Here is a 25,411-nt window from a genome sequence, read left to right on the forward strand (position 1 = left end):
GGTGAACCATATGCAACTACAGACAATGAACAGCCCGTTTGATCAGGAACAAGTTGAGCTTATCAACCGCTTATTGCCGATGCTGACCGACAATCAGAAAATTTGGCTGAACGGCTATTTGGCCGGCACGCAGTCAGCAGCCACAGTCGCTGTGCAGGAACAACCAGGATTGGAGTGGTATGCACAGCAAGATAACGTCCCTGTCGCTACCCGTGAAATCACCATTTTGGTCGGTTCCCATACAGGCAACTGCGAGTCGGTCGCCAAAGGGGTTTCAAAAAAACTGCAGGATAAGGATTATAAAGTTAAGCTCACTCCGATGGACGAGTTTAAACCGAAGGACTTGAAAAAAGTCGAAGATTTGCTGGTCATCACGAGTACGCACGGGGACGGCCATCCGCCGGATAATGCCCTTGCCCTCTATGATTTCCTGCACAGCAAACGGGCGCCGCAACTTGACGATGTCCGGTTTTCTGTTTTGTCTCTGGGCGATAGCTCTTATGAATTTTTCTGCCAGACCGGCAAAGATTTCGATAAGCGTCTGGAGGAACTGGGTGCCAAACGAATCCATCCACGGGTGGATGCTGATTTGGATTTTGAAGAACCGGCAGGAGAATGGTTTGATGGTGTCTTTAGTGTATTGAATAAAGAAAGAGAAACGGATCGTCCGGTTGCTGCAGCAGCTCCTGGTAGTCAGCAAGCACCACCCGACAGCCCACCGGCATACTCCCGCAGCAATCCGTTCAACGCGGAAGTTCTGGGAAATATCAATTTGAATGGACGCGGATCGAATAAAGAAACCCGCCACCTCGAACTTGATCTCGAAGGCTCCGGCCTCCAATATGAACCGGGAGACAGCCTGGGAATCGTTCCGGAAAATGAAGATCAGCTAGTTGATCAATTGATTGCTGCGGCAGGATGGAATCCGGATGAATCGGTCTCCATCAATAAGCAAGGCGACACCAGTTCACTGCGCGACGCATTGATTTCGACGTTTGAAATCACCACCTTATCGAAACCGTTGCTTGAAAAAGCGGCAGCTTTTGCGAACGGTGATGCGCTGGCCAATTTATTGGAGCCAGAAAACAAAGAACAGCTGCAGGCTTATATCTATGGAAGAGACTTGATTGACTTGACGGAAGATTTCGGACCTTGGCAAGCGTCTGCTGCTGAATTCATTAAAATATTGCGCAAAATACCGGTTCGCCTGTATTCGATTGCCAGCAGCTCCAAAGCGAATCCGGATGAAGTCCATCTGACGGTGGGTGCTTTGCGCTATGAAGCAAACGGGCGCAAGCGGACTGGTGTCTGCTCGACTCAATGTGCAGAACGCTCTGACATCGGTGCGACGTTGCCGGTGTTCATCCAAAGCAACAATAATTTCCGTTTGCCTGACAATCCGGAAACGCCGATTATCATGATCGGTGCCGGAACAGGCGTTGCGCCTTACCGGTCGTTCATGGAAGAGCGGGAAGAAACGGATGCTCAGGGAGACTCATGGCTGTTTTTCGGTGAACAGCATTTCGTCACCGATTTCCTTTACCAGACCGAGTGGCAGCGCTGGCTCAAGGATGGCGTTTTGACAAAAATGGACGTCGCTTTTTCCCGCGATACTAAAGAAAAAGTTTATGTCCAGCATCGTCTGCTTGTGAAGAGCCAGGAATTGTATAAATGGCTGGAAGCCGGAGCCAATGTCTACGTTTGCGGCGATGAAAAATACATGGCCAAAGATGTCCATGCCACACTTGCCATTATTCTGGAACAAGAAGGCAATATGAGCCCGGAACAAGCGGAAGAGTATTTAACATCAATGCGCAGCGACAAGCGTTATTTGCGGGATGTTTATTAAGAAGGTATACATGAGTAATCAGCAATTAGTTTTTCGATGTTCTTAACTGCACGATTTATGAAAGAAGGAGTGTAGGGAGGCGACTCCTGCGGGGGCAGCACGAACTGGAGCCACTGGATTGAGTGCAGCGAGGGAAGCGGCGGAAGTCGTGCCCGCGGAAAGCGTCCTCCCGAAGCGAGTTCTTTAACAACGAAAGGAGCTTACCATGAAAATCAAAGATTTGACTGATATCGATGGACCACCAAGTGAAATGGAGGTCATCAAAGACAGAACCAATTATTTGCGGGGCAATCTCGTGGAAAGCTTCGCAGAGCGTTTGACGGCTTCTATCCCGGACGATGATGGCAAGCTGTTGAAATTCCACGGCAGCTATATGCAGGATGATCGGGATATCCGCAACGAACGGACGCAGCAGAAACTTGAACCCGCGTACCAATTCATGATCCGTGTCCGCCTGCCGGCAGGAGTCGCAACGCCGCATCAATGGCTGACGATGGACAATTTAGCCAATACCCATGGCAATGGCACATTGAAGCTGACGACGCGCCAAACCTTTCAGATGCACGGTATTTTAAAATGGAATATGAAGAGCACCATCCAGGAAATGAACCATGCGTTAATGGATACCATTGCGGCCTGCGGCGACGTTAACCGCAATGTCATGTCGACGTCCAATCCGTACCAATCGGATGTACACGGGGAGGTATACGAAATTTCCCGTGCGTTAAGTGAACACTTGCTTCCGAAAACAAGAGCCTATCACGAAATTTGGCTGGACGAAGAAAAAGTCGTCGACAGCAACGAAGGCGAAGTTGTCGAACCGATGTACGGCCATCTTTATTTGCCGCGAAAATTTAAAATCGGCTTTGCGATTCCACCTGCAAATGATGTCGATATCTATTCACAGGATCTTGGGTTTATTGCCATCCTGGAAGACGGTAAGCTGCAAGGTTTTAACGTCACGGTCGGCGGCGGGATGGGCATGACGCATGGCGATACGGCCACCTATCCGCAATTGGCGAGTGTCATCGGATTTTGCCCGCCTGACAAGGTCAACGAAGTCGGCGAGAAAATCCTCACTATCCAACGCGATTACGGCAACCGTTCAGACCGAAAAAACGCCCGTTTCAAATATACCGTCGACAGATTGGGGCTTGATTGGATCAGAACCGAGCTGAATACGCGCCTTGGCTGGGAAGTGGAACAAGAGCGCCCATTCCAATTCGACCGCAACGGCGACCGCTATGGCTGGATCCAAAGTGACGGCAAATGGCATCTAACCTTATTTGTTGAAAATGGCCGCGTTAAAGATTTTGACGGCTATCCATTGATGACTGGGCTGCGTGAAATTGCCCATGTGCATACAGGAGAATTCCGCCTGACGGCCAACCAGAACTTGATCATCAGCAACGTAACAGAAAACAACAAAGCGAAGATTGATGCTTTAGTCGAGCAATATGGGCTGACCGACGGCAAAGAAAATTCCGCTTTGCGCCAGAACTCGATGGCTTGTGTGGCACTGCCGACTTGCGGCTTGGCAATGGCTGAAGCCGAGCGTTATTTGCCGGTGCTTGTTGGCAAAATCGAAGAAACGCTGGACGAAGCAGGACTGCGCGATGAAGAAATCATCATCCGCATGTCGGGCTGCCCGAACAGCTGCTCACGCCCTGCACTGGGAGAAATCGGCTTTATCGGCAAAGCACCCGGCAAATACAATATGTATTTGGGCGCGGGCTTTGCGGGCGACCGTTTGAATAAAATGTATCGCGAGAATATTGGAGAAGAAGAGATTTTAGCAACGCTTAAACCGATCTTTTTCCAATATGCCAAAGAGCGTCAGGAAAACGAGCATTTCGGCGATTTCGTCATCCGCGCCGGGTATGTGGCCCCGGTCACATCCGGACTGAATTTCCATAGCTAGATCCAATAAGTTTCACTCAGCAGCCCGGGAGCGATTCCGGGCTCTTGGCGTCAGGCCCATCAATAAAAGAGGAGTGTTGAATTTGACATACAGTTATGTTTCCCACCTTTATTGCCCAAAATGCGAGGCTGTCTACGATACCAAACAGCAGCACCAATTGTGTACATGCGGTTCGCCGCTGCTTGTGGACTACGATTGGGATAAATTGAAAGCTGCTTGGAAACCGGAAGATCTGCTGAAGCGGGAACCCAACTTATGGAGGTACCATGAACTGCTTCCAGTGGAAAATGAAACGAACGTGGTTTCTCAAGGGGAAGGCATGACTCCGCTCATTAAAATGCCGACATTGGGGCAGGATATGGATGTCGTCAATCTGTATATGAAAGATGAAGGCCTTGTTCCGACTGGCACATTTAAAGCAAGAGGAGCGGCAGTCGGAATTTCAAAAGCCAAGGAAGTCGGCGTAAAAGAGTTCGCGATGCCGACCAATGGCAATGCCGGCGCTGCATGGGCGCTGTATGGTGCAAAAGCCGGCATCCGGTCGACAATCGTGATGCCGAAGGATGCACCTAAAATCACCCGCAACGAAGTGGCATTGTCCGGTGCCAATCTGTATTTGGTCAACGGGTTGATCAGCGATGCCGGAAAAATTGTCGGACAGGCTGTAAAGGACTTTGGCCTGTACGATGTGTCGACCTTGAAAGAGCCGTACCGCATCGAAGGCAAAAAAACGATGGGGCTGGAAATTGCTGAGCAGATGGACTGGAAGATGCCGGATGTCATCCTCTACCCGACAGGCGGCGGTGTTGGACTAATCGGCATCTATAAAGCCTTGAATGAACTGAAAAAGCTCGGCTGGGTGGAAGGTGACCTTCCGCGCCTCGTTGCGGTTCAGGCGACCGGCTGTGCCCCGATTGTCAAAGCATGGCAGGAAGGGAAGAACGAGTCCGAGTTCTGGGCAAATTCCACCACGCAGGCTTTTGGCATCAATGTCCCGAAAGCGCTGGGCGACTTTCTTGTACTGGAGGCAATCTATAAGACACAGGGTTGCGCCATCGCGATTGATGACCAGACCATGCTTGACGAGCAGGAAAAAGTCGCGCGCCTGGAAGGATCTTTTGTTTGTCCGGAAGGGGCAGCCGTATTTGCAGCAATCCGCCAACTCCAAAAAGAAGGCTGGATCAAAAATGGAGAAACCGTCGTTGCGCTAAACACAGGAGCCGGCATAAAGTATCCAGACACGGTAAGTATTGATGTTCCGACATTGGAAATCGGCGATTCAATCAGGAAAGAGCCGGCAGCTAAAAACTAAGGATGTCTGTGTCCGTGGATATGATTTAATCCGTGATGCATAAAAAAGTGGAAACTATAATTCCAGAGCTCTTCACCAGGACAGTTAACTGGTGAGGGGCTCTTTCTTATTTGCTTTTGCTGTTCTATGATAAGGACAAGAGAAAGATCAGGCGTAGTTTGTTTGTGGAAGGGGAATTAAGGTGATGGCGGGAAAATGGACGGCGTTATTTTGGATCGCCATGGCGGAGCTGTTTGCGCTGAGCTTATGGTTTAGTGCGAGCGTGACGGGGCCGGAATTGAGGGAGCTGTGGCTTCTTACTGAACGGACGGAAGCCTGGCTGTCGGCATCTGTTCCGGTCGGTTTTATCATCGGCACCTTGCTGAGTGTTTCTTTTGGCATTGCAGATCGCTTTAATGCGCGCAAAGTTTTTGCGCTTTCCGCATTGGCGGGTGCGTTCATCAATGGTTTGCTGACGGTCGCTGACAGTGCTGCCATTGGAATTGCTTTGCGGATATTGACCGGAGTTGCGCTTGCCGGCGTCTACCCGACAGCGGTCAAACTGCTTTCGCAATGGTTCCCGTCGAAAAGGGGATTGGCGCTTGGAATTTTGATCGCTGCGCTGACTCTAGGCTCATCTTTGCCCCATTTCATCAGCATCTTTTTTTCCGCTGTAGATTGGAAATTGGTCATCATCGTCAGCTCATTGCTGGCATTGGTTTCGGGTGCAATTATGAACTGGGTCGTCAAGGACGCATCGGTTGCTCAACAAAAAATGGTTTTTTCCTTTAAATTGATTAAACAAGTGCTGCAAAATAAACCTGTCATGCTCGCAAACTACGGCTATTTCGGCCATATGTGGGAATTGTATGCGATGTGGACATGGCTTCCTGTTTTTCTAGCTGCAAGTTTTGCCAGCTCCTCTTCCGACATCAGTCCGGCAATTATTGCTTTTGCTTCTTTTGTCTCGATTGGAGTTGCCGGAGCAATTGGCTGCGTTTTGGGCGGCTTAGTGGCAGACAAGCTGGGCAGGTCGCGGCTGGCCATTCTATCTTTGGTAATAAGTGCGGGCTGTTCGGTCATCATCGGCTTTACATTTGGACAGGCCGTCTGGCTGACGCTGACGGTAGCGATTGTTTGGGGAATGTTTGTGATTTCCGATTCGGCCCAGTTTTCAGCAGCGGTCACAGAGTTTGCAGAAGCTCCTTATTTGGGGACTGCTTTGACATTCCAGATGTGCATCGGCTTTTTGATCACCATCTTTTCCATCAATCTGATTCCCGTGATGCAAGAAATCATCGGCTGGAAATGGGTGTTTGCTTTATTGAGCATCGGTCCGGTACTCGGTGTCATTTCCATGGCGAAATTCCGTACTTATGAAATGAAATCAGAAGATAAGTAGTCTTTTAGGTGTAGATAAAAAGAACTATCATTTTTTAAGGAATATGATTATGATAGAAATAAACGGATGATGGTGCAAAGGGGATAGCAGGATGAATTGGTTGCCAAAGAGGAAAAATAAGGTGGCGGCTTTCTGGGAATGGTTTGCAGAAAACAAAGCAGCGTATTTTGAATTGGATGAGTCTGGCCGAGACAGGCTTTTCAGCCAGTTGGAAAAGAAATTGCATAAGGTGAACAGGCATTTGGCTTTTGAGTTTGGCGAAAGCCTGGTTGCGGGGAAGCGTGAATTTACCATTAGCGCAGACGGGGTTGTAGAGGCATTTGACGATGTCATCGAATTGGTCGACAATGCGCCGGCCCTTAGCAACTTTACCATTATTGGTTTCCGCCAACCGCATGACGAGGAATTTTCTGTCGCATACGGCGATATCGAACTGGGGTGGGACGATATTTTCTGTACGTTTGAAAAGGGCAGTGATGAATTGAATTTGACTCTCTACATCAAAGGTTTTACCGATGACAATGAAGATGAATTTATCTCGGCTACTTTTATTTTGCTGGATACCGTTATTGGTGAATACAATGCCGGGATGCGCATCGGGGAAATCGAATTCACCAGCTACGAAGGCCAGCCGGATGTTCGGCCAATAAAAGAATTGCAGAGCCTTTTCTAAATGAAACAAGGCTGCTGTGGAGTTAATTTGAAACCCTGTCCGGAATTTTTATTCCGGACAGGGTTTTTATCTTATTTTAATGGAGGCTATTGTTGCTTTTGGAGTCGTTGACGGGCTGATGAAGTGGCTGGAGTGATTGTTTTTTTACCAAGCGCTCTGGCTAAACCAAATTCAGGCATATTGACGTAAATCGATTCTGAATGGCCAGGGGAGATCATGTAGGTTTCGTGATAGATGCCGACAGCGTCATTATTTTTTGCTTTTTGGTTGAAGGTTTTCCAGGCAGACATATGATTTTGTCCTTTTGAATAGGCGTGCAGTTCTTCTTCGGATTGCCAGTACTGAACCATGAAAGTAAGCGGAAGCTTGAAAAAACTCTCAGAAGACAGGCATCCAAGCTCTTTGTGGATCGCAAGCTCCTTAATCATCGGAGGCATGGCCATCAGGACCGGAAGCCATTTGTGCACAGCTCTCCATTTGTTGATCCGCATGCCGATGACAAATACGACGATTCCCCCATGGCTTTCAGCAGTATATCTTCCGGGAAAGACTTTTGCGCTCATTGTTTTTCCTCCTCATGGACTTAAGGTCTTTTTTGTTTCTTCGCACCAGTCAATAGCAGCCAGCGTGGTCCGTATGCCGTAATCCAAAGTCAGAAGCCAGAACGGGGCATCAGCTTGATCCATTAACTGAGTATTAATCATCTCTTGAATGCCCTTGTACGTGTTGAGGCGGTCAGTCAATTTTTCGCGATAAGCCGCTAAATGATCAAGCGTGTCTTGAACATCCTGATTTCGGCTAAAAAACAGTTTCAGCAGCAACTCGTTTTTTTCACCCGGGAGCTGTTGAATAGGCTGCTGAATCCATTCTTTGAGAACATGTTTTCCTTCATCGGTAATCGTATATTCTTTTTTATCCGGTTTTCCTTCCTGGACTTGAGATTCCACTGTGGCATAACCTTGTTCCACCAGCAACTTCAACGTCGGATAAATTTGTCCATAGCTGATTTTCCAGAAATGGTTCAAGCTTGTATCAATCATTTGTTTGATGGAATAGCCGGTGCGGCATTCTGTAGTCAGAAGACCAAGGATTGCATAGTGTGTGTGATTTTCTTTTGCCATTCTTCCACATCCTTATATCTTTTTGATACATATCTATTTGATATAAAAATACTCTTTTTTCTATAATTTGTCCAGTATTTATTAAATGAAAATGATATTATGTGTAAAAAGGTATGGGGAGTAAAGGGGTGTCTGCGATGGAGAAAAAAGAAATGCACGATATGAATTCTGACCTTAGGGCTTCGAACAAACTAACACCCGAAATGGTTGAGTCGCTCCCACTGCCAGTAAAAAATTGGCTTCATGCGATGGGTGCTGTCGGGCACGAACAAATTGCGAGTGTCAGCCTCAAGCAACATGGATGGATGAAACAAAAGCCGGAGCAAAAAGAGTGGACTGCATCGAAAGCCGAACAAACGAGCTTTGCCGACCCGCCTGCATTCCACTGGTCCGCAAAGATGAAAATGGGCAAAGGGTTATTCGTCACGGGGAAAGACAGCTTTGTAGCAGGCAAAGCCAGTATGCGGATCAAACTTATGGGCTTCTTTCCGCTGACAACAACCGCTGACAATGAAAAGATCAATGAGTCGGCGCTGCAGCGCTACTTAATGGAGTTGGTTTGGTACCCGGCGGCAGTGTTCAGTCCGTTTATCGCTTGGGAGCTCGTGGATGCGCACGCAGCGAAAGCGGTGATAACATACGAGGGCTTGACGGGATCCGCTACCTATTTTTTCAATGAGCAAAGTGAATTGCTGAGAATAGAAGCGTGGCGTTACAAAGACAGTGGCAAAGAAGCGCGTCGGCAGCTGTGCATCGGCACCGTTAGAGAGCAACAGAAGGTGGAAGGATTGAAGATACCCGTAAAGATGGAGGTCAGCTGGTTAGTAGATGGCGATACATTTACTTGGTATAAGTTTGACGTGTCAGATGTCCGTTTCAATCCAAAAAAATAGCCTGTTATTTGTAAATCATCCAAATGCACAAGTTTTTTGTAGGATATCACAGAAATTTCATTGTTTTTTGACAGTTTGGGTTGACCTGTCTCATAGATACAGGTACCATATCTAGAATACTTAAAACAGAATAGTGAATTCTTATCAAGAGAAGTCGAGGGACTGGCCCTATGAAGCTTCAGCAACCAGCCGAAAGGTCAGGTGCTAAATCCAGCAGGCAAGCAATTGTCTGGCAGATGAAAAGGAACGAGTTTGATATCGTAAAGCCTTCTTTTTCATGAAGGCTTTTTTTGTATATATGGGAGGTTGAGAAGGATGGGTTTATTAGACGAATTAAAAACCAGGATATTGACAGCGGATGGCGCCATGGGAACATTGCTTTATTCGTACGGAATTGAATATTGCAACGAGGAACTGAATTTGCAGCGTCCGGAAGTCATCGAGAAGATCCATCAGGACTACATCAAAGCTGGAGCGGATATCATCCAAACCAACACATACGGCGCAAATGCAGCAAAACTCGCACGCTACGGGCTGGAAGAGCAAGTCGCTGACATCAACAGAGCCGCCATCGGAATCGCGAAACGTGCGGCAGCGCCGGGCGGACAATTTGTTTTCGGCACCATTGGGGGAGTACGGGGCATCCGTAAAAGCGATGCCACGCTGCAGGAAATCATTGCGATGGTCGACCAGCAGGCCAACCATTTGCTGTCAGGAGACCCGGACGGACTGCTTTTGGAAACCTATTACGATTTTGAAGAGCTCGCAGCAACGGTTAAGCACTTAAAAGGCATCACCGATACGCCGCTTATTTCCCAAGTGTCCATGCATGACCCGGGCATCCTGCAAAACGGCATGTCGTTGAATGATGCCCTGCATCAATTGGAGACGCTTGGAGCCGATATCGTCGGTGTCAACTGCCGCCTCGGTCCCCACCATACCATCCAGGCGTTTGATCAAGTCACGTTGCCTGACAAAGCGTTTTTATCTGCCTATCCGAATGCCAGCCTGCTTGATGTTGAGGATGGCCGGATCGTCTATGAATCGGAAGCGGATTATTTTGGCCGCGCCGCTTTATTATTGAGAGAAGAAGGCGTCCGTTTGATCGGCGGCTGCTGCGGCACAACGCCAAAGCATATTGAAGCAGTGAAAAAGCATCTCGGCAATTTGCCGCCAATCTTCCATAAAGAAGTAACGGCCAGAAAACCGATCGTCATCCGTGAAGCGGAAGCTTTAGAAGTAAAGCCGCTTCACGAAAAAGCCAAAACGGAACGGACAATCATTGTGGAATTGGATACGCCGCGCCATTTGGATACGACCAAGTTTTTGGAAGGGTCTGTAGCTTTGAATGAAGCTGGTGTAGATGCCGTGACGATGGCGGACAATTCGCTGGCATCGCCGCGCATCAGCAATATGGCGATGGGCTCGATCCTCAAACATAAGGAAAATATACGGGCACTTGCTCATATCACATGCCGCGACCGCAACCTGATCGGTCTGCAATCGCATTTGATGGGGCTCGATGCACTCGGTATGCATGATATACTCGCAGTAACGGGCGATCCGACCAAAGTCGGCGACTTCCCGGGTGCAACCAGCGTTTACGACGTGTCGAGCATGGAATTAATTCAGCTGATCAAAAAGCTGAATGAAGGCATTTCATTTTCCGGCAAGCCGTTGCGGAAAAAAGCCAATTTCTCTGTCGCTGCAGCATTCAATCCAAATGTCCGTGTGCTTGACCGGGCAGTCGCAAGACTTGAAAAGAAAATTGAAAGCGGGGCGGATTATTTTATTTCGCAGCCGGTTTACACAAAAGAAAAAATCATTGAAATCCACGAAGCGACCAAACATCTGGAAACGCCAATCTTTATCGGTGTCATGCCGCTGACCAGCATCCGCAGTGCGGAATTTCTGCACAATGAAGTGCCGGGCATCAAGCTGTCGGAAGATGCACTGGAACGCATGCGCGCATGCGGTGACGACAAAGACCGCGCAACAGCAGAAGGCATCCAAATTGCGAAAGAATTGATTGATACGGCAGCGGAGCTGTTCCATGGCATTTACCTCATCACCCCGTTTGTTCGTTACGATATGACCGTGGAATTGATTCATTATATTCGACAACTAGATCAACAGAAAGAGAGCGATCCCAGCCATGTCCAAACATCTTATTGAACAACAACTTGAAAAAAGAATATTGATCATCGACGGAGCCATGGGAACGATGATCCAGAACGTCGATCTTTCTCCAGAAGATTTTGGAGGCGAAGAGTTCGACGGCTGCAATGAGTATTTGAATATTGTCCGTCCGGATGTTATCGAAGATGTCCATACTGCTTATCTCGAAGCGGGAGCAGATATTCTCTGCACCAATACTTTTGGCGGTACACCAATCGTTTTGGACGAGTATGGAATCGGTCACCAGGCAGCGGAAATCAACCGCCGAGGAGTGGAAATTGCCAAAAAAGCAGCAGCTGCTTTTTCAACGCCGGAATGGCCGCGTTTTGTAGCGGGTGCCATCGGGCCGACGACAAAAACGTTGTCTGTTACAGGTGGTGCAACATTCGACGAAATGCTGGAAAACTTCTATGTGCAGGCCAAGGCATTGATTGAAGGCGGCGCAGATTTGATTCTCCTAGAGACAAGCCAGGACATGCTGAATGTCAAAGCGGCAACGATCGGCATCAAGCAGGCATTTGAAGAAACAGGGATCGAATTGCCGATCATGGTGTCAGGAACGATTGAACCGATGGGCACTACGCTCGCAGGCCAAAGCATCGAAGCATTTTATATTTCGATCGAGCACGTTAAACCGCTATCGGTCGGCTTGAACTGTGCGACCGGACCGGAATTCATGACAGACCATATCCGGTCGCTGTCCGAACTGTCGGATGGATACGTCAGCTGCTACCCGAACGCCGGCTTGCCGGATGAAGACGGGCATTACCACGAAACGCCGGAATCGTTGGCAAAAAAACTGAAGGGTTTTGCGGATAAAGGCTGGCTGAACGTAGTCGGCGGCTGCTGCGGCACAACGCCAGCTCATATCAAGGCTGTGCGTGAAGCAATGGAAGGCCTGGCGCCAAGAAAACCGGATCCTGTTGACCACGGACATGTCGTGTCCGGCATTGAACCTTTGCAATACGATGAAACGATGCGTCCTTTATTCATCGGAGAGCGGACCAACGTCATCGGGTCCCGCAAATTCAAGCGTCTGATTATCGATGGGCAGTTTGAAGAAGCTTCTGAAATCGCTCGTGCTCAGGTGAAGAATGGGGCTCATGTCATCGATATCTGCCTTGCTAACCCGGATCGGGACGAAGTGGAAGACATGATCAACTTCATGAAGGAAGTCGTCAAAAAAGTTAAAGTTCCACTGGTCATCGATTCCACTGACGAAGAAGTCATCGAAGTGGCGCTGAAATTTTCGCAGGGGAAAGCCATCATCAACTCGATCAACCTGGAAGATGGGGAAGAGCGTTTTGACGCAGTGATGCCGCTGGTGAAAAAATACGGCGCCGCAGTCGTGGTCGGAACAATCGATGAACCTGGAATGGCTGTTACGCGTGAGCGCAAGCTGGAAATTGCAGAACGCTCTTACGATTTGCTGGTCAACAAATGGGGCCTTGCGCCGGAAGATATCATTTTTGATCCACTGGTATTCCCTGTCGGCACCGGGGATCAGCAATACATCGGTTCTGCAGTGGAAACCATTGAAGGCATCCGCCTGATCAAGGAAAAGCTGCCGCGCGCCTTGACCATTCTAGGTGTCAGCAACGTATCGTTCGGTTTGCCGCCGGTGGGCCGTGAAGTATTGAATGCGGTCTATTTATATCATTGCACACAAGCCGGTTTGGACTACGCCATCGTCAATACCGAAAAACTGGAACGCTATGCGTCGATTCCAAAACAGGAAATCGACATGGCCAATGAATTGCTGTTTACAACAACTGATGAAACGCTGGCTGATTTTACGGCTTTCTACCGCGATAAGAAGAAAGAAAAAACCGAGGACGATATCCCGAAAACGGTGCCCGATCGGTTAGCCTACTATATTATAGAAGGAACGAAAGAAGGCTTGATTCCGGATTTGGAAAAAGCACTGGAAATGTACGACGAACCGCTTGATGTCATCAATGGACCGTTGATGAAAGGGATGGCCGAAGTTGGCCGGCTTTTCAATGACAATCAATTGATTGTTGCCGAAGTGCTGCAAAGCGCAGGGGTCATGAAAGCGGCGGTTTCCTTCCTGGAACAGTTCATGGAGAAAAAAGAAGACGACTCCGGAAAAGGGAAGATTGTACTGGCTACGGTCAAAGGCGATGTCCACGACATCGGCAAAAACCTGGTCGAAATCATTTTGAGCAACAACGGCTTTAAAGTAATTGATGTTGGCATCAAAGTGACGCCGGCTACATTGATCGAAGTGATTCGGAAAGAAAAACCGGACATGATAGGCTTATCAGGCTTGCTGGTCAAATCAGCGAAGCAGATGGTCATCACCGCACAGGATTTCAAGGAAGCCGGCATCGATGTGCCGATCTTAGTGGGCGGCGCAGCATTGTCGAGACGCTTTACGGAAACCAAGATCTCAGCGGAATACGACGGACCGGTCATTTACGCCAAAGACGCCATGCAAGGGCTGGATCTGGCCAACCGTCTGCAAAGTGGTGCAGGAAAAGCCGAGCTCTTATTGGAATTGGATGCCCAGCAGGAAAAACGCCAGGCATCTGAAGCCGTGCGCGCAGCCAAACCGGCTGTTGCAGTTGCCGAGAAGCCGGTTAAGACGGTTCGCGAAGATGTGCCAGTCTATGTACCGAACGATCTGCGGCGCCATGTGCTAAAAGAGTATTCAGTTGCGCATCTGTATCCGTACGTCAATATGCGCACCTTGATCGGCCATCACCTCGGACTGAAAGGCTATAGCGAAAAAACTCTTGCACAAGGGGACCCGCGTGCTGTTCAGCTGCACGAAATGGCTACCGATTTCCTGGGCTCCGGCTTGTTGAAGCCATCAGGGCTTTATCAGTTTTTCCCGGCTCAAAGCGACGGCGACGATGTTGTTATCTACGATCCGAAAGACGCTAAAACTGAAATCGAACGTTTTACATTCCCACGCCAGTCCGCTCCGCCATTCCTATGCCTGTCCGATTACTTGAAATCCGTGGACAGCGGCGAAATGGATTACGTAGCCTTTATGCAAGTGACGGCAGGATTTGGTGTGCGCGACGAAGCGACGCGCTTGAAAGAGCAGGGCAAGTTTTTGGAAAGCCATGCGCTTCAAGCCACAGCGCTTGAACTGGCGGAAGGCTTTGCCGAGCGAATCCATCAGGAAATCCGCGATCAATGGGGCTTCCCGGACGCGACGGACTTCTCGATGCGCGAACGCTTTGCCGCAAAATACCAGGGACAGCGTTTCTCTTTCGGCTACCCCGCCTGTCCGAACCTGGAAGATCAGGCAAAACTGTTCAATCTCATCAAGCCGGAAGACATCGGCGTCCATTTAACGGAAGAATACATGATGGATCCGGAAGCATCGGTTTCGGCCATCGTTTTCGCTCATCCGGATGCTAGGTATTTTATTGTGGATTAATGAAGAAAAGCGGAAGCAGCCCAACAGCAGAAGCTAACCTAAGAGCGCGACATCGTGTCGCAACGGTTAGCTGACCCGCATCCTGCGGGCCTCCGACAAGCGCTGAAGCCTTGCCGGTAATGGCGTTCTTCAGCCATTGCTGGAAAGGCTGAAGCGACTCGAGGGGCTGGCCTGCCGGAGTCTGGACAATAAGAAAAGCGAAGGCAGCCGTTTAGCCCCGACAAGCGCTGGAAGCCTTGCCGGTAATGGCGTTCTTCAGCCATTTCTGGAAAGGCTGAAGCGACTCGAGGGGCTGGCCTGCCGGAGTCTGGACAATAAAGAAAATTTTTAAAAGAAGCAGAAGCAGGAAATCATTGATTTCCTGCTTCTGCTTTTAATATAAAGAAAAAAGGCGGTCAGCATTCAGCTGACCGCCTTTTTCGGTAACATCAATTCACTTTATCCAACAAGAAGCCATAGCCTTCTGCTTCCATTTCCGCTTCGGGAATAAATAGCAGGGCGGCACTGTTCATGCAATAGCGCAGTCCGCCTTTATCTTCGGGGCCGTCAGTGAAAACGTGCCCCAAGTGGCTGTCGCCCGCACGGCTTCGGATTTCAGTCCGTTTCATGAACAGCAGCCCATCCTCGTGCTCCGTGACAACATCCGGATCGATTGGCTTGGTAAAACTCGGCCATCCGGTCTCGGAGTCGTATTTATCCGCAGAAGAGAAAAGAGGTTCTCCGGTGGTGATATCCACATAAATGCCCGGCTCGTAAAAGCCATCGTATTCATTGGAAAAAGCGGGTTCGGTTGCGTCTTCCTGTGTTACTTCATATTGAATGTCGGTCAATTGCTCTTTCAGTTCTTCATCACTTGGTTTTGGGTAAAGCGCCGGATCGATCAATGGTTGGGCATCCTCTCCGACTTCCTGACCTTCCAGGCTATCAAACTCTACGTGGCAGTAGCCATCTGGATTTTTTTCAAGATAATCCTGGTGATATTCTTCTGCCAGGTAATAATGTTCCAGCACTTCGACTTCAGTGACAATCGGGTCATCGTAGCGTTCTTTCTCTGAGGCGACAACTTGATCGATGACAGCACGGTCGGCTTCATTTTCATAATAAACGCCGGTCCGGTATTGTTCGCCGCGGTCATTGCCTTGCTGATTCAATAGGGTCGGATCGATGATCATAAAGTAGTGGCCAAGAAGCTTTTCGAGATCCACGCGTTCCGGGTCGTAGCGGACATGGACGGTTTCAGCGTGTCCGGTATTTTCACGGATGACTTCCTCGTAAGTTGGGTTCTCGGTGTTGCCGTTGGCGTAGCCGGAAGTGACGTCATAAACGCCGTAAACCCTTGCCATATAAGCTTCGACTCCCCAGAAGCAGCCGCCGGCAAGCCAGATGTCCTGAAGATTGTCTGTGTCGAAATCAAGATCCACATTCGGATTATCGGGATATTTGGAAGTACTTGTAGATGCTGTCTGTCCTGAAGTTGTGCTGGAATTATCTGCGCTCTCAGCTGAACAGCCCGCAAGCACCGCCAGCAATAATAGTAGAAAGCCTGCGAATAGAATCTTTTTCATATCGAATCTCCTGCCTTTCCTGATGGAGTGCTCGTGAAACCGTTCATCGCACATTTCCAGTGATGAGTCTGATGCGGCGAAAATAAAAGGAGATTGTAAGCGGTATCCTGCCGTTTATATCTTCAGTTTAATCGAATGCCTGTAAAAGAGGAACTGAAGCGGTTCGGAAAAAACTGTTAATTTGTCCGGTTTGTCACAAAATAGATTTATGATTCGCTGAAGATGATTTGATTTGTAAAAGAAGATTTGGAGATGTCCCGAAGACATTGGAGTGGAGGAGTTTCAGAGTGCCGTGCTAAGATGCAAGAACGAGTATAGGGGGCTGACAGATGATTTCATTGAATATCCTGGATTATTCACCGGTTGACGAAGGCGAAACGGCAGCGGAGGCGTTGGAACAGACGACTCGGCTTGCCCAAATGGCAGAACGGCTCGGCTTTAAACGATTTTGGGTAGCCGAGCACCATCAGGTGGCTTCGGTTGCCGGAAGCACGCCGGAAATGCTGATGATGCATTTGGCTACGTCCACTGAGAACATCCGCATCGGTTCGGGAGGTGTCATGCTGCCGCATTACAGCGCCTATAAAGTGGCCGAAAACTTTCGGATGCTTGAAGCGCTGCATCCCGGCCGCATCGATCTTGGCATTGGCCGTTCCCGCAGCTACCGGATCGTCAACGAGGCGTTGAATGAAAGCAAAACAAAACGGCTGCCTTATGAGCAACAATTGATGGATCTCCAAAAGTATTTTGCTGATGACACGGAGAGCGAGCATCGGTTCCGATCGCTGCGGGCAATGCCGATTATCAACACGGCACCAGAGTTGTGGCTGCTGGGAACTGGACAAGGCAGCGCGAAGCTTGCCGCTGAAAGGGGGACGGGCTATGCCTACGCCCATTTTGCCAAGCCGTCACAGCAAGGAGTGGAAGCGGTGGAAGCGTACCGGGAGGAATTTCAGCCGTCACTTTTTTTAGAAGAGCCGGAAGTGATCATCGCGGTCTTTGCGGTCGTTGCCGAAACAGCAGAAAAAGCAGAAGAACTGGCAACGGCATTTGACCTGTGGCTGCTGTTTGTCGAATCCGATTCGCCGCCTCCATATTATCCTTCTACTGAGACAGCGAAAAAACGCGGGTTCAGTGCAGGTGAGAAAGAAAAAGTCGAGCGTAACCGGAAGCGTATGCTGATTGGTACCGCCGAGCAGGTAAAAGTTCAGATTGAAGCTATCGCGGAGCAATACGCTACAAACGAAATTACCATCATCCCGAACATTTCGGGAGCGGACAACCGCATGACTGAGCTGCGTTTATTGGCAGAAGTATTTAATCTCTCTGGAAAATGAAACCATATGGGCCGATGCTGCGTATAAAGTAAAAAAGCAGAAGAGGCGGAGATGGCGGATGGAAATCGAGACGAAAAAGAAAGAAAAGAAGAAAAAGAAAGATCGCTGGTGGATTGCAGATGTGTTTGAATTCTTTATCAGCATTTTTGAGATTTTGTTTTATCTTCCACGTCTGGTCTTGCGATTTTTGATGAATTGGTAGGAGGATTTTCGGGTTTGGAAAGTATTTGGCCAAAACAGAAAGTATATCCAAAAAACTGGAAGCAGCTGCATGCACATCGCAGTCGCTTTTTTAGTTTGGACAGTATTTCATTCGGAATGGACAGTATTTGCCTTGATTCGGACAGTATTTCATCAAATTAGGACAGTATCGCCAAATAAATGGAAAAAAGCCGCCAAGATAGGCGGCTTTTCAACATTTTATAGCTTTGCGAACTCAGGATCCGCGACTTTCACCAATTGCTTGCCGAGATTGGTGCCTTTAAATAGGCCAAGGAAAGCTTCCGGCGTGTTTTCAAAACCTTCGACAATCGTTTCGTCGTATTTCAGTTTGCCTTCCTGTAGCCATTTCGTAAGTGCCGCAGCGCCAGTTGGGAAGTCTTGTGCATAGTCGCCCAATGTAAAGCCCTTCATCATCGAGCTGGTCTTGATGAATTTCCATTGCATGCGGGGACCGACGTCTTCGCCTGGCGAATTGTATGACGAAATCGAACCGCATAAGGAAATGCGGGCGTTGTTGTTTAGTTCGTTGATGACGGCATCTGAAATGTCTCCACCCACATTGTCAAAATAAACATCAACACCGTCTGGAAGAGCTTTGATTAAATCTTCCTTGAAGCTGTCTTTTTTGTAGTTGATGGCAGCGTCAAAGCCAAGTTCATTGATCAGGTAATCGACTTTGTCATCAGAACCGGCGATGCCGACAGCGCGTGCACCTTTGAGTTTGGCGATTTGGCCGACAATCGAACCGACTGCGCCCGCAGCACCTGACACGACAACCGTTTCGCCTGGCTGCGGTTTGCCGATGTCCAGCAAACCGAAATAAGCGGTTAAGCCTGTCAAACCGAGGACGCTGAGGCGTGCCGTAATCGGTGCTGCAGATGGATCGACTTTTTGCAGTTTTTCGGGATCTGCGACCGTGTACTCAGCCCAGCTGAGATTGCCGTTGACGATATCGCCTTGTTTGAATAAATCCGAATGTGATTCGACCACTTCGGCAAGGACGCCGCCGACCAGCACTTTATTTAATTCGAATGGCGGGATGTACGATTTTACATCTCTCATCCGTCCGCGCATGTAGGGATCTACAGAAAGGTAAAGCGTCTTCAAGAGCACTTCGTTTTGGCCGGGTACAGGAATTTCTTTTTCGACAAATTTAAAATCATCTTTGGTTGGCATTCCTTCGGGACGATTAGCCAAATGAATTTCTTTATGTGTTTGAGTTGTCATGGAAAATTCCTCCTATTGTATGCGAATTCGATGAAAAGCGTACCACTGGAATCGAGGACGGTCAAAAATAATGTATCGGGAAAAGAGGGCGAGCGCGTATTCTTGATTCCTTAATATCCGTATGCTATTTTGAAATACCGAAGCCTTTCGGAAGATATTAGATTGCAGAAAAGAGGAAGTCCATTGAATCCATTATATAAAGAGCTGTTTGAAGAAATCACTTTGCCAAACGGCATCGTGTTGAACGATCGCCTGGGCGTTGCACCAATGACGACCTATTCAGGAAATGAAGACGGCACCGTCTCGGATGAAGAATTGACGTATTACAACCGGCGCGCTGGTCTCGGAAGCCTGTACATTTCGGCATGCATCGCAGTTTCAGAAAACGGCATTGCCTTCCCGAACCAATTTATCGGCTTTGACGACAGCGCGATTCCACGCCTGACTCAAATGGCTAAAGAAATGAAATCAAAAGGCAGCAAAGCGATTCTGCAGATCCAGCACGGCGGACGCCAAGGCCAGCCTGCGTTGATCAAAGCAAATGAAACTGTGGCTCCAAGTGCAGTGCCAGGTGAAGCGGGCAAGCCGACGCCTCGCGAGTTGACACAGACCGAAATCGAAGCAATTATCGAAGACTTTGGCGAAACAACCAGAAGAGCAATCCAAGCCGGCTTTGACGGCGTGGAAATTCACGGTGCCAACACGTATCTCCTCCAGCAGTTTGTTTCAACGGCGACGAACCAACGTCAGGACCAATGGGGAGGCAGCTTGGAAAATCGCTTGAAGTTCCCACTGGCCGTTCAGAAAAAAGTACAGGAAACTGTCGCCAAATATGCGGATGATCAGTTTATCGTCGGCTACCGCCTGTCACCGGAAGAAAACAATGAAACATCAGCCGGCTATACAATAGAAGAAACCAAAGTATTGGTGGAAGAATTGATCCAACACGGCATTCATTATATCCACGTATCGCTGATGGAAATCATGAAAGCACCAAAAGGCGCGGAGCAAGGCGACAGCATTGTCCGCATCCTAGCTGACCAAATTAATGGCCGTGTGGCTTTCGTTGCAGTCGGCAGCGTGAAAACTCCGGAAGATGCATTGACGGCGTTGGCTGAAGGAGCGGATATCGTGGTTATCGGACGCCAGGCGCTGATCGATCCTGAGTGGACGGAAAAAGTGAAACAAGGGAAAGAACAGGAAATCCATCCGGTCATCACTCCAAAAATGGTTGGAAAATTAGACATCCCTCAAAATATGTGGCATCTCATTACTTCATACGGCATGGTCAAAGTTTCGGACCAGTAAGTTGTTAGACCCTAGTCACCCTCAAGCTATTGGCGGTTGGCTAGTTTTTTTTGCATGATGCGAAACACTCCGCTTGCCGCGGCCATGAATGAAAAAAGCGCAGCTCTGGATTTTCCAGAAGCTGCGCTTTTTGTTTTCAGCCGGTGAAAACCGGATCATATGGATAACGGTAATTTTCCTTGCGTGGTTTCATTAAAATAAAGAACAATGTCAGCGGTCCGATACGGCCTGTGAACATTACCAAGCTCAACAAGATTTCACCAAGATCGCTGAGGTCGGCGGTAATGCCCATCGACAAGCCGACGGTCCCGAAAGCTGACACCACTTCAAATGCCAGCGGCAGGAACGGAATTTTTTCAGTTATGGTCAATAGGAACAAAAAGAAGACGACCAGCAGTACGCTGATGGTCGTGATGGCTAGCGAGCGGATGACCGTTTCGAGCCGAATGGAACGGCCGAAAATTTCAGGTTCGCGCCGGGACCGCAAAAAGGAAACCGTCGCCAGGATCACAACGACAAAAGTTGTCAGCTTGATGCCGGAAGCAGTCGAAGCACTGCCGCCGCCGATGAACATCAACAGCATCGTGAAAAGCAAAGTCGGATCTTCGAGTTCTCCGTAGTTCAGTGTATTGAATCCAGCGGTACGCGGCGTCACTGCACTGAAGTAGGAAGCCAGCAATTTATCGTGCAGGGACATATTGCCGATTGTTCCCGGATTGCCGTATTCCAAAGCGAAAATCACGATCATGGCCACCGCGTTTAAAATTAAGGTGCCGCCAACCATCAGCTTTGTGTGCAATGCCCATCGATGAAACGATTTTTTCTGTGAGACGTCCATGACCACCGTAAACCCGATGCCCCCAATGATGAACAGCAAGGAGATCAGCACGTTGACCAACGGATCTCCGACAAAGCTCATCATGTTATCGGGGAACAGAGAAAAACCGGCATTGTTAAAGGCGGAAATCACATGAAAGACGCTGTAGTTAAGCGCATCCTTAAAGCCGAATTCCGGGATCCAGTAAATGGTCAACAGTACAGCGGCAACTGCCTCCACAGTCAAAGCGAATGTCAAAATCAATTTGACGAGCCTGACGATGCCGCCGACTGTATTTTGTGTCAGCGATTCCTGCAAGTAAATTCGGCTTTGAAGGCCGACTTTCTTGCGGAACAAAATGAGGATAGCTACAGCAAAAGTCATCAAGCCGATGCCGCCGCATTGAATCAGCACAAGGAGAACCAATTCACCAAAGCCTGTGAGGACAGTGCCCGGATCAAAGACGCTCAATCCTGTCACCGTAGTGGCAGATGTTGCGGTGAATAAAGCGTCAGTCCAGGAAATCGGCTGCGTTGTCGCTATTGGAAGCTTTAATAAAACCGTACCTACCAAGATCAAAAACAAAAAACTTCCGGAAATCAGCAACGGCGGAGAAATGCTTATCCGCTTTTTCTTCCAGGAACGCATGCAAGACACTTCCTCATCTTATAGATATGAAATATGAGCTTACTCTATGCCTGTTTCGCGAGGCTGTCAACAAAATTATTCACCGTTATGAGAACTATTCTTTCAGTTGCTTCAGTTGCATATGACAAGCTGGTTATCCCATAATCTTTTTGTCGATTGTTTGGCCGTTCCTCCAATAGATACTGCAGTCAGTGCCCCTAAATTAGGACTGGCGCCGCTACTGGAAATTGTGGTGAACAGCATTTCTATTATTATGATGCTGAATTCCCTTGCCTCATAGACAGCAGCACCTTTGCTGTTCGGCTTTTTTTGTTAGAATAAAGAAAAGCTTTAATCAGCACGACAAAAAAGGCAAGGGGGTCAACGAATATGAAGGAATTTATTGAAGCAAACCAGCAGCCGATGCTGGAATTGATTGAAAACCTTGTCAATATCGACAGCGGCTCCTATTTGAAAAGCGGTATCGATAGAGCTGGAGAAGTTCTTGCAGAGGAATATAAGATGATCGGATTTGAAACCGAAGTACACGAACAGGAAAGCTTGGGAAACAACTTGGTCATTTATCATCCTGAAGCAGAGGCCCCCGAGATTGTGCTGATTGCCCATCTTGATACCGTATTCCCGGAAGGAACGGCGGAAAAGCGGCCATTCCATGTGGCAGATGACTTGGCCCATGGACCAGGTGTCATTGACATGAAGGCAAGCCACGCTACAGCTTTATTTGCTATTAAAGCTTTAATGGACAGTGGCAGCAGTGCTTATAAAAACGTCGTGCTGATTTTGAATACAGATGAAGAAATCGGGTCCATCGCTTCGCGAAGCCTCATTGAAAAAGTCGTGGCTGATAAAAAGTACGCACTTGTGCTGGAGCCGGCACAAAACGGCCAACTTGTCAGTGAGCGCAAAGGCGGAGGCAAATATTTCCTGAAAGTTTATGGAAAATCGGCGCATGCGGGCATTGAACCGGAAAATGGAGCCAGCGCCATTGAAGAAATGGCACGGAAAATCCTCAAGCTGCATGCCTTGAGTGAGCCTGATAGAGGCATTACCGTCAACGTCGGTCTGATCAAAGGGGGCACGTCAGTCAATACGATCGCTCCATTTGCGGAAGCCGGAATCGACCTGCGGATTGAAACGTCAGAAGACGGCGAGCGTTTGGACCGCGGCATCAAGGAAATCTGCAGCTACACGGAAACACCAGGAACGGCTGTGGAATTGACAGGCCATATTACCCGTCCGGCGTGGGTATTGACGGATGCTGCACGGACATTAATCGACGTGATTGCCGAAGAAGGTGCGAAACTCGGTATCACGCTGTCACATGAAAAGAGCGGCGGCGGATCAGATGCCAACTTGACTGCCCATATCGGCATTCCGTCGATTGACGGGTTGGGCCCGGTCGGCGGCAACGCCCATCAGGAAACGGAGTACCTGGTGGTTTCCTCGCTGACCGAGCGGACTTTGCTGCTGGCGAATGTCATTAAGCGTCTGAGTGCGAAGTAGAAAATGATGAGGCTGGAATTCAATTGCAATGACTCAATTTATACTGAACTTTCGTGTATGCTAGAGAAGTTGAATGAAACAGTAATTTTTACGCACTACTTTCAGTTTCGAGACATGTAATCAGTCAATACTAGAAACAGAATCACAGGGGGTTCAAAGATGACTTCTTTGATGCAAAAAATAAAAGAAGTGCTGCCGCAGTTATCAGAGGCAGAGAGGCGGATTGGCGAGTACGTTTTTGAAAATCCGGAAGCCATTCCACACATGACCACGAAAGAACTGTCGAAGAAATCAGGAGTCAGCGAAGCAACCATTATCCGCTTTTGCAAATCGATCGGCATTGGCAGCTTTAAATCTTTCAAACTTGCACTTATGAAAGACTTAACCTTAACGGATACCAATCTCACCGATTTTTCGGTATTGAACAAAAAAGACTCTCCATACGATCTTTTTCATAAAGTGATCCATGTCAATAAATCCGCGATTGAATCGTGTGCGGACTCTATGGACCGCAAAGAACTGGCGAAGGCGGTTGAAGCCATTCAGCATGCCGGAAAAATCGTTTTCTTTGGTGTTGGCGGTTCATCCACTGCGGCTGTCGATGCTCAGTATAAATTTACGAAACTCGGCTATCATTCGATCACTTCTCTTGATTTCCATTACATGCTGTCAGTGATTCCACATTTGACGGAAAACGATGTGTTTGTGGCAATCAGCACGTCCGGAAAAACAAAGGATGTTTTGGAACTTACGCGGTTTGCACAGAAAAAAGGGGCGACTGCCATCGCCATTACGACCCTCAGCAAATCACCATTGTACAAAGAAGCGGACATTCGTTTGTGCACACCGAATGTGGAGCAGGATTTCCGCATTGGCAGCATTCCTTCACGGATGACGCAACTGACCGTAATCGATACCTTATATATGAGCATATTTCATCATGTTGGCGAAAAGGTTTTGCAGCAATACTATGATGCCCGCAGTGAAATGGAAAGCTTAAGAAGATAAAGAGCTGATGATTCGGCTCTTTTTTACTTGATTTTATGAAATTTAAATTCATTATTATATTAATTAATATTGACTTTAAATTTCTTAAGGATAAAATGAAGACAAGAAATAAATGTAAAGAGGTGATCCGATGCTAGAAAATTTATCCACAGAAAAGCGCAATACCAACACCATGAAGATGGACGAAATGTCAGTGCTGGAAATCTTAGAAACCATGAACCAAGAAGATCGCATCGTTCCAAAAGCGATTGAAACCGAACTGGGAAACATCGAGAAAGCGGTGCAAAAAACCATTGCTTCCTTTGAGGCTGGTGGCAGACTGATATATATTGGCGCCGGAACCAGCGGCCGCTTAGGAATTCTCGATGCAGTTGAATGTGTTCCAACTTTCGGTGTCTCGTCAGAACAGGTAGTTGGGATTATTGCTGGGGGAGCAGAAGCGATTAAGACCGCGATTGAAGGCGTCGAAGACAAAGCGCAATTTGGTATGGATGATTTGAAAGCGGTTTCTTTAACAGCGGATGATACCGTCGTCGGCATTGCAGCCAGCGGGCGAACACCATACGTCATTGGTGCGCTTCAATATGCAAAACAGATCGGGGCAGAAACCGTTGCGATTTCGTGCAATAAAGGATCCGAAATCAGCGATTATGCCGATACAGCGATTGAGATTGAGACAGGGGCTGAAGTATTGACCGGTTCGACCCGTCTGAAAGCGGGTACTGCCCAAAAGCTCGTACTGAATATGATTTCGACAGCTGCGATGATCGGCATCGGCAAAGTATACGGCAATTTGATGGTGGATGTACAGGCTACCAATGAAAAACTGGTGGAGCGTTCCAAACGGATCATCATGGATGCCGCTCAAGTCGATTACGGAACAGCACAGCGCTACTACGAAAGAGCGGACGGCCACGTGAAAACGGCAATTGTCATGAGTCTGCTGGATTGTACGAAAGAACAAGCCATCGCCAAATTGGAAACAGCCGGTGGCTTTGTTCGAAAAGCTTTATAACACTTGGGGGAGCGGAGG

The 25,411-nt window shown here is 48.4% G+C and carries 19 protein-coding genes and 1 riboswitch; of the genes, 14 read left to right on the forward strand and 5 right to left on the reverse strand.

Annotation, left to right across the window (positions count from 1 at the left end):
- Positions 1–10 precede the first annotated feature (10 nt).
- The 5 genes from GJB59_RS04135 (at position 11) to GJB59_RS04155 (ending at position 7,136) form a co-directional block, all read left to right on the forward strand.
- On the forward strand, positions 11–1,849 hold the full coding sequence (locus tag GJB59_RS04135) for an assimilatory sulfite reductase (NADPH) flavoprotein subunit (RefSeq protein ID WP_142829134.1): 1,839 nt from the start codon (positions 11–13) through the stop codon (positions 1,847–1,849).
- Positions 1,850–2,054: 205 nt separating this feature from the next.
- Positions 2,055–3,770 carry an assimilatory sulfite reductase (NADPH) hemoprotein subunit gene (cysI, locus tag GJB59_RS04140; RefSeq protein WP_142829137.1) on the forward strand — a complete coding sequence of 572 codons (1,716 nt, stop codon included), beginning with the start codon at positions 2,055–2,057 and terminating at the stop codon, positions 3,768–3,770.
- Between the two features lie 82 nt (positions 3,771–3,852).
- Complete coding sequence (locus tag GJB59_RS04145) at positions 3,853–5,082, forward strand: threonine synthase (protein ID WP_142829140.1); 1,230 nt, start codon at positions 3,853–3,855, stop codon at positions 5,080–5,082.
- A gap of 184 nt (positions 5,083–5,266) precedes the next feature.
- Positions 5,267–6,463 (forward strand): MFS transporter, encoded by a 1,197-nt coding sequence (locus GJB59_RS04150; RefSeq protein WP_236015412.1) that lies wholly within the window; start codon positions 5,267–5,269, stop codon positions 6,461–6,463.
- Between the two features lie 91 nt (positions 6,464–6,554).
- Entirely contained in the window at positions 6,555–7,136 is a 582-nt protein-coding gene (locus tag GJB59_RS04155; RefSeq protein ID WP_236015414.1) for a hypothetical protein, read from the forward strand.
- 86 nt (positions 7,137–7,222) lie between these two features.
- Here the strand turns inward: GJB59_RS04155 and GJB59_RS04160 are convergent, their stop codons facing one another.
- Positions 7,223–7,699 carry a DUF4188 domain-containing protein gene (locus GJB59_RS04160; RefSeq protein WP_142829144.1) on the reverse strand — a complete coding sequence of 159 codons (477 nt, stop codon included), beginning with the start codon at positions 7,697–7,699 and terminating at the stop codon, positions 7,223–7,225.
- Positions 7,700–7,711: 12 nt separating this feature from the next.
- Entirely contained in the window at positions 7,712–8,257 is a 546-nt protein-coding gene (locus GJB59_RS04165) for a PadR family transcriptional regulator (RefSeq protein WP_142829146.1), read from the reverse strand.
- A gap of 137 nt (positions 8,258–8,394) precedes the next feature.
- On the opposite strand from GJB59_RS04165, the gene GJB59_RS04170 reads away from it, so the two are divergent.
- From GJB59_RS04170 to metH, 3 genes are all read left to right on the forward strand, one after another.
- Positions 8,395–9,150 (forward strand): DUF6920 family protein, encoded by a 756-nt coding sequence (locus GJB59_RS04170; protein ID WP_142829147.1) that lies wholly within the window; start codon positions 8,395–8,397, stop codon positions 9,148–9,150.
- Positions 9,151–9,288: 138 nt separating this feature from the next.
- A riboswitch (SAM riboswitch) is annotated at positions 9,289–9,393 on the forward strand.
- A gap of 72 nt (positions 9,394–9,465) precedes the next feature.
- On the forward strand, positions 9,466–11,325 hold the full coding sequence (locus tag GJB59_RS04175) for a bifunctional homocysteine S-methyltransferase/methylenetetrahydrofolate reductase (RefSeq protein WP_142829149.1): 1,860 nt from the start codon (positions 9,466–9,468) through the stop codon (positions 11,323–11,325).
- Entirely contained in the window at positions 11,306–14,743 is a 3,438-nt protein-coding gene (gene metH / locus GJB59_RS04180) for a methionine synthase (RefSeq protein WP_142829151.1), read from the forward strand. The genes GJB59_RS04175 and metH overlap by 20 nt, the downstream gene beginning before the upstream one ends.
- Before the next feature lie 428 nt (positions 14,744–15,171).
- Here the strand turns inward: metH and msrB are convergent, their stop codons facing one another.
- On the reverse strand, positions 15,172–16,308 hold the full coding sequence (gene msrB / locus GJB59_RS04185; RefSeq protein WP_142829153.1) for a peptide-methionine (R)-S-oxide reductase MsrB: 1,137 nt from the start codon (positions 16,306–16,308) through the stop codon (positions 15,172–15,174).
- 329 nt (positions 16,309–16,637) lie between these two features.
- Here msrB and GJB59_RS04190 point away from each other — a divergent pair, with 329 nt between their 5' ends.
- Positions 16,638–17,645: an LLM class flavin-dependent oxidoreductase gene (locus GJB59_RS04190; RefSeq protein WP_142829155.1), complete on the forward strand. Its 1,008-nt coding sequence runs from the start codon at positions 16,638–16,640 to the stop codon at positions 17,643–17,645.
- A gap of 58 nt (positions 17,646–17,703) precedes the next feature.
- Entirely contained in the window at positions 17,704–17,847 is a 144-nt protein-coding gene (locus tag GJB59_RS04195; protein WP_185960096.1) for a hypothetical protein, read from the forward strand.
- Positions 17,848–18,065: 218 nt separating this feature from the next.
- Here the strand turns inward: GJB59_RS04195 and GJB59_RS04200 are convergent, their stop codons facing one another.
- The gene (locus tag GJB59_RS04200; RefSeq protein WP_142829157.1) at positions 18,066–19,094 is read right to left on the reverse strand and encodes an NADP-dependent oxidoreductase; all 1,029 of its coding nucleotides are present in this window, start codon (positions 19,092–19,094) and stop codon (positions 18,066–18,068) included.
- A 183-nt stretch (positions 19,095–19,277) separates the two neighbouring features.
- On the opposite strand from GJB59_RS04200, the gene GJB59_RS04205 reads away from it, so the two are divergent.
- Positions 19,278–20,402, forward strand: coding sequence for an NADH-dependent flavin oxidoreductase (locus GJB59_RS04205; protein WP_142829159.1), 1,125 nt, complete (start codon positions 19,278–19,280; stop codon positions 20,400–20,402).
- A 136-nt stretch (positions 20,403–20,538) separates the two neighbouring features.
- Here GJB59_RS04205 and GJB59_RS04210 read toward each other — a convergent pair whose 3' ends face one another.
- Positions 20,539–21,867, reverse strand: coding sequence for a TrkH family potassium uptake protein (locus tag GJB59_RS04210; protein ID WP_142829162.1), 1,329 nt, complete (start codon positions 21,865–21,867; stop codon positions 20,539–20,541).
- A gap of 369 nt (positions 21,868–22,236) precedes the next feature.
- Between GJB59_RS04210 and GJB59_RS04215 the strand changes: the two genes are divergently transcribed.
- The 3 genes from GJB59_RS04215 (at position 22,237) to murQ (ending at position 25,393) form a co-directional block, all read left to right on the forward strand.
- Positions 22,237–23,370, forward strand: coding sequence for a M20 family metallopeptidase (locus GJB59_RS04215; RefSeq protein WP_142829164.1), 1,134 nt, complete (start codon positions 22,237–22,239; stop codon positions 23,368–23,370).
- A 159-nt stretch (positions 23,371–23,529) separates the two neighbouring features.
- Complete coding sequence (locus GJB59_RS04220) at positions 23,530–24,378, forward strand: MurR/RpiR family transcriptional regulator (protein WP_142829166.1); 849 nt, start codon at positions 23,530–23,532, stop codon at positions 24,376–24,378.
- A 130-nt stretch (positions 24,379–24,508) separates the two neighbouring features.
- Positions 24,509–25,393 carry an N-acetylmuramic acid 6-phosphate etherase gene (gene murQ, locus GJB59_RS04225; RefSeq protein ID WP_142829168.1) on the forward strand — a complete coding sequence of 295 codons (885 nt, stop codon included), beginning with the start codon at positions 24,509–24,511 and terminating at the stop codon, positions 25,391–25,393.
- The last annotated feature ends 18 nt before the right edge of the window (positions 25,394–25,411 follow it).

Origin of the sequence: Planococcus soli, assembly GCF_016881065.1 — a bacterium.
GTDB classification, from domain to species: Bacteria; Bacillota; Bacilli; order Bacillales_A; family Planococcaceae; genus Planococcus; species Planococcus soli.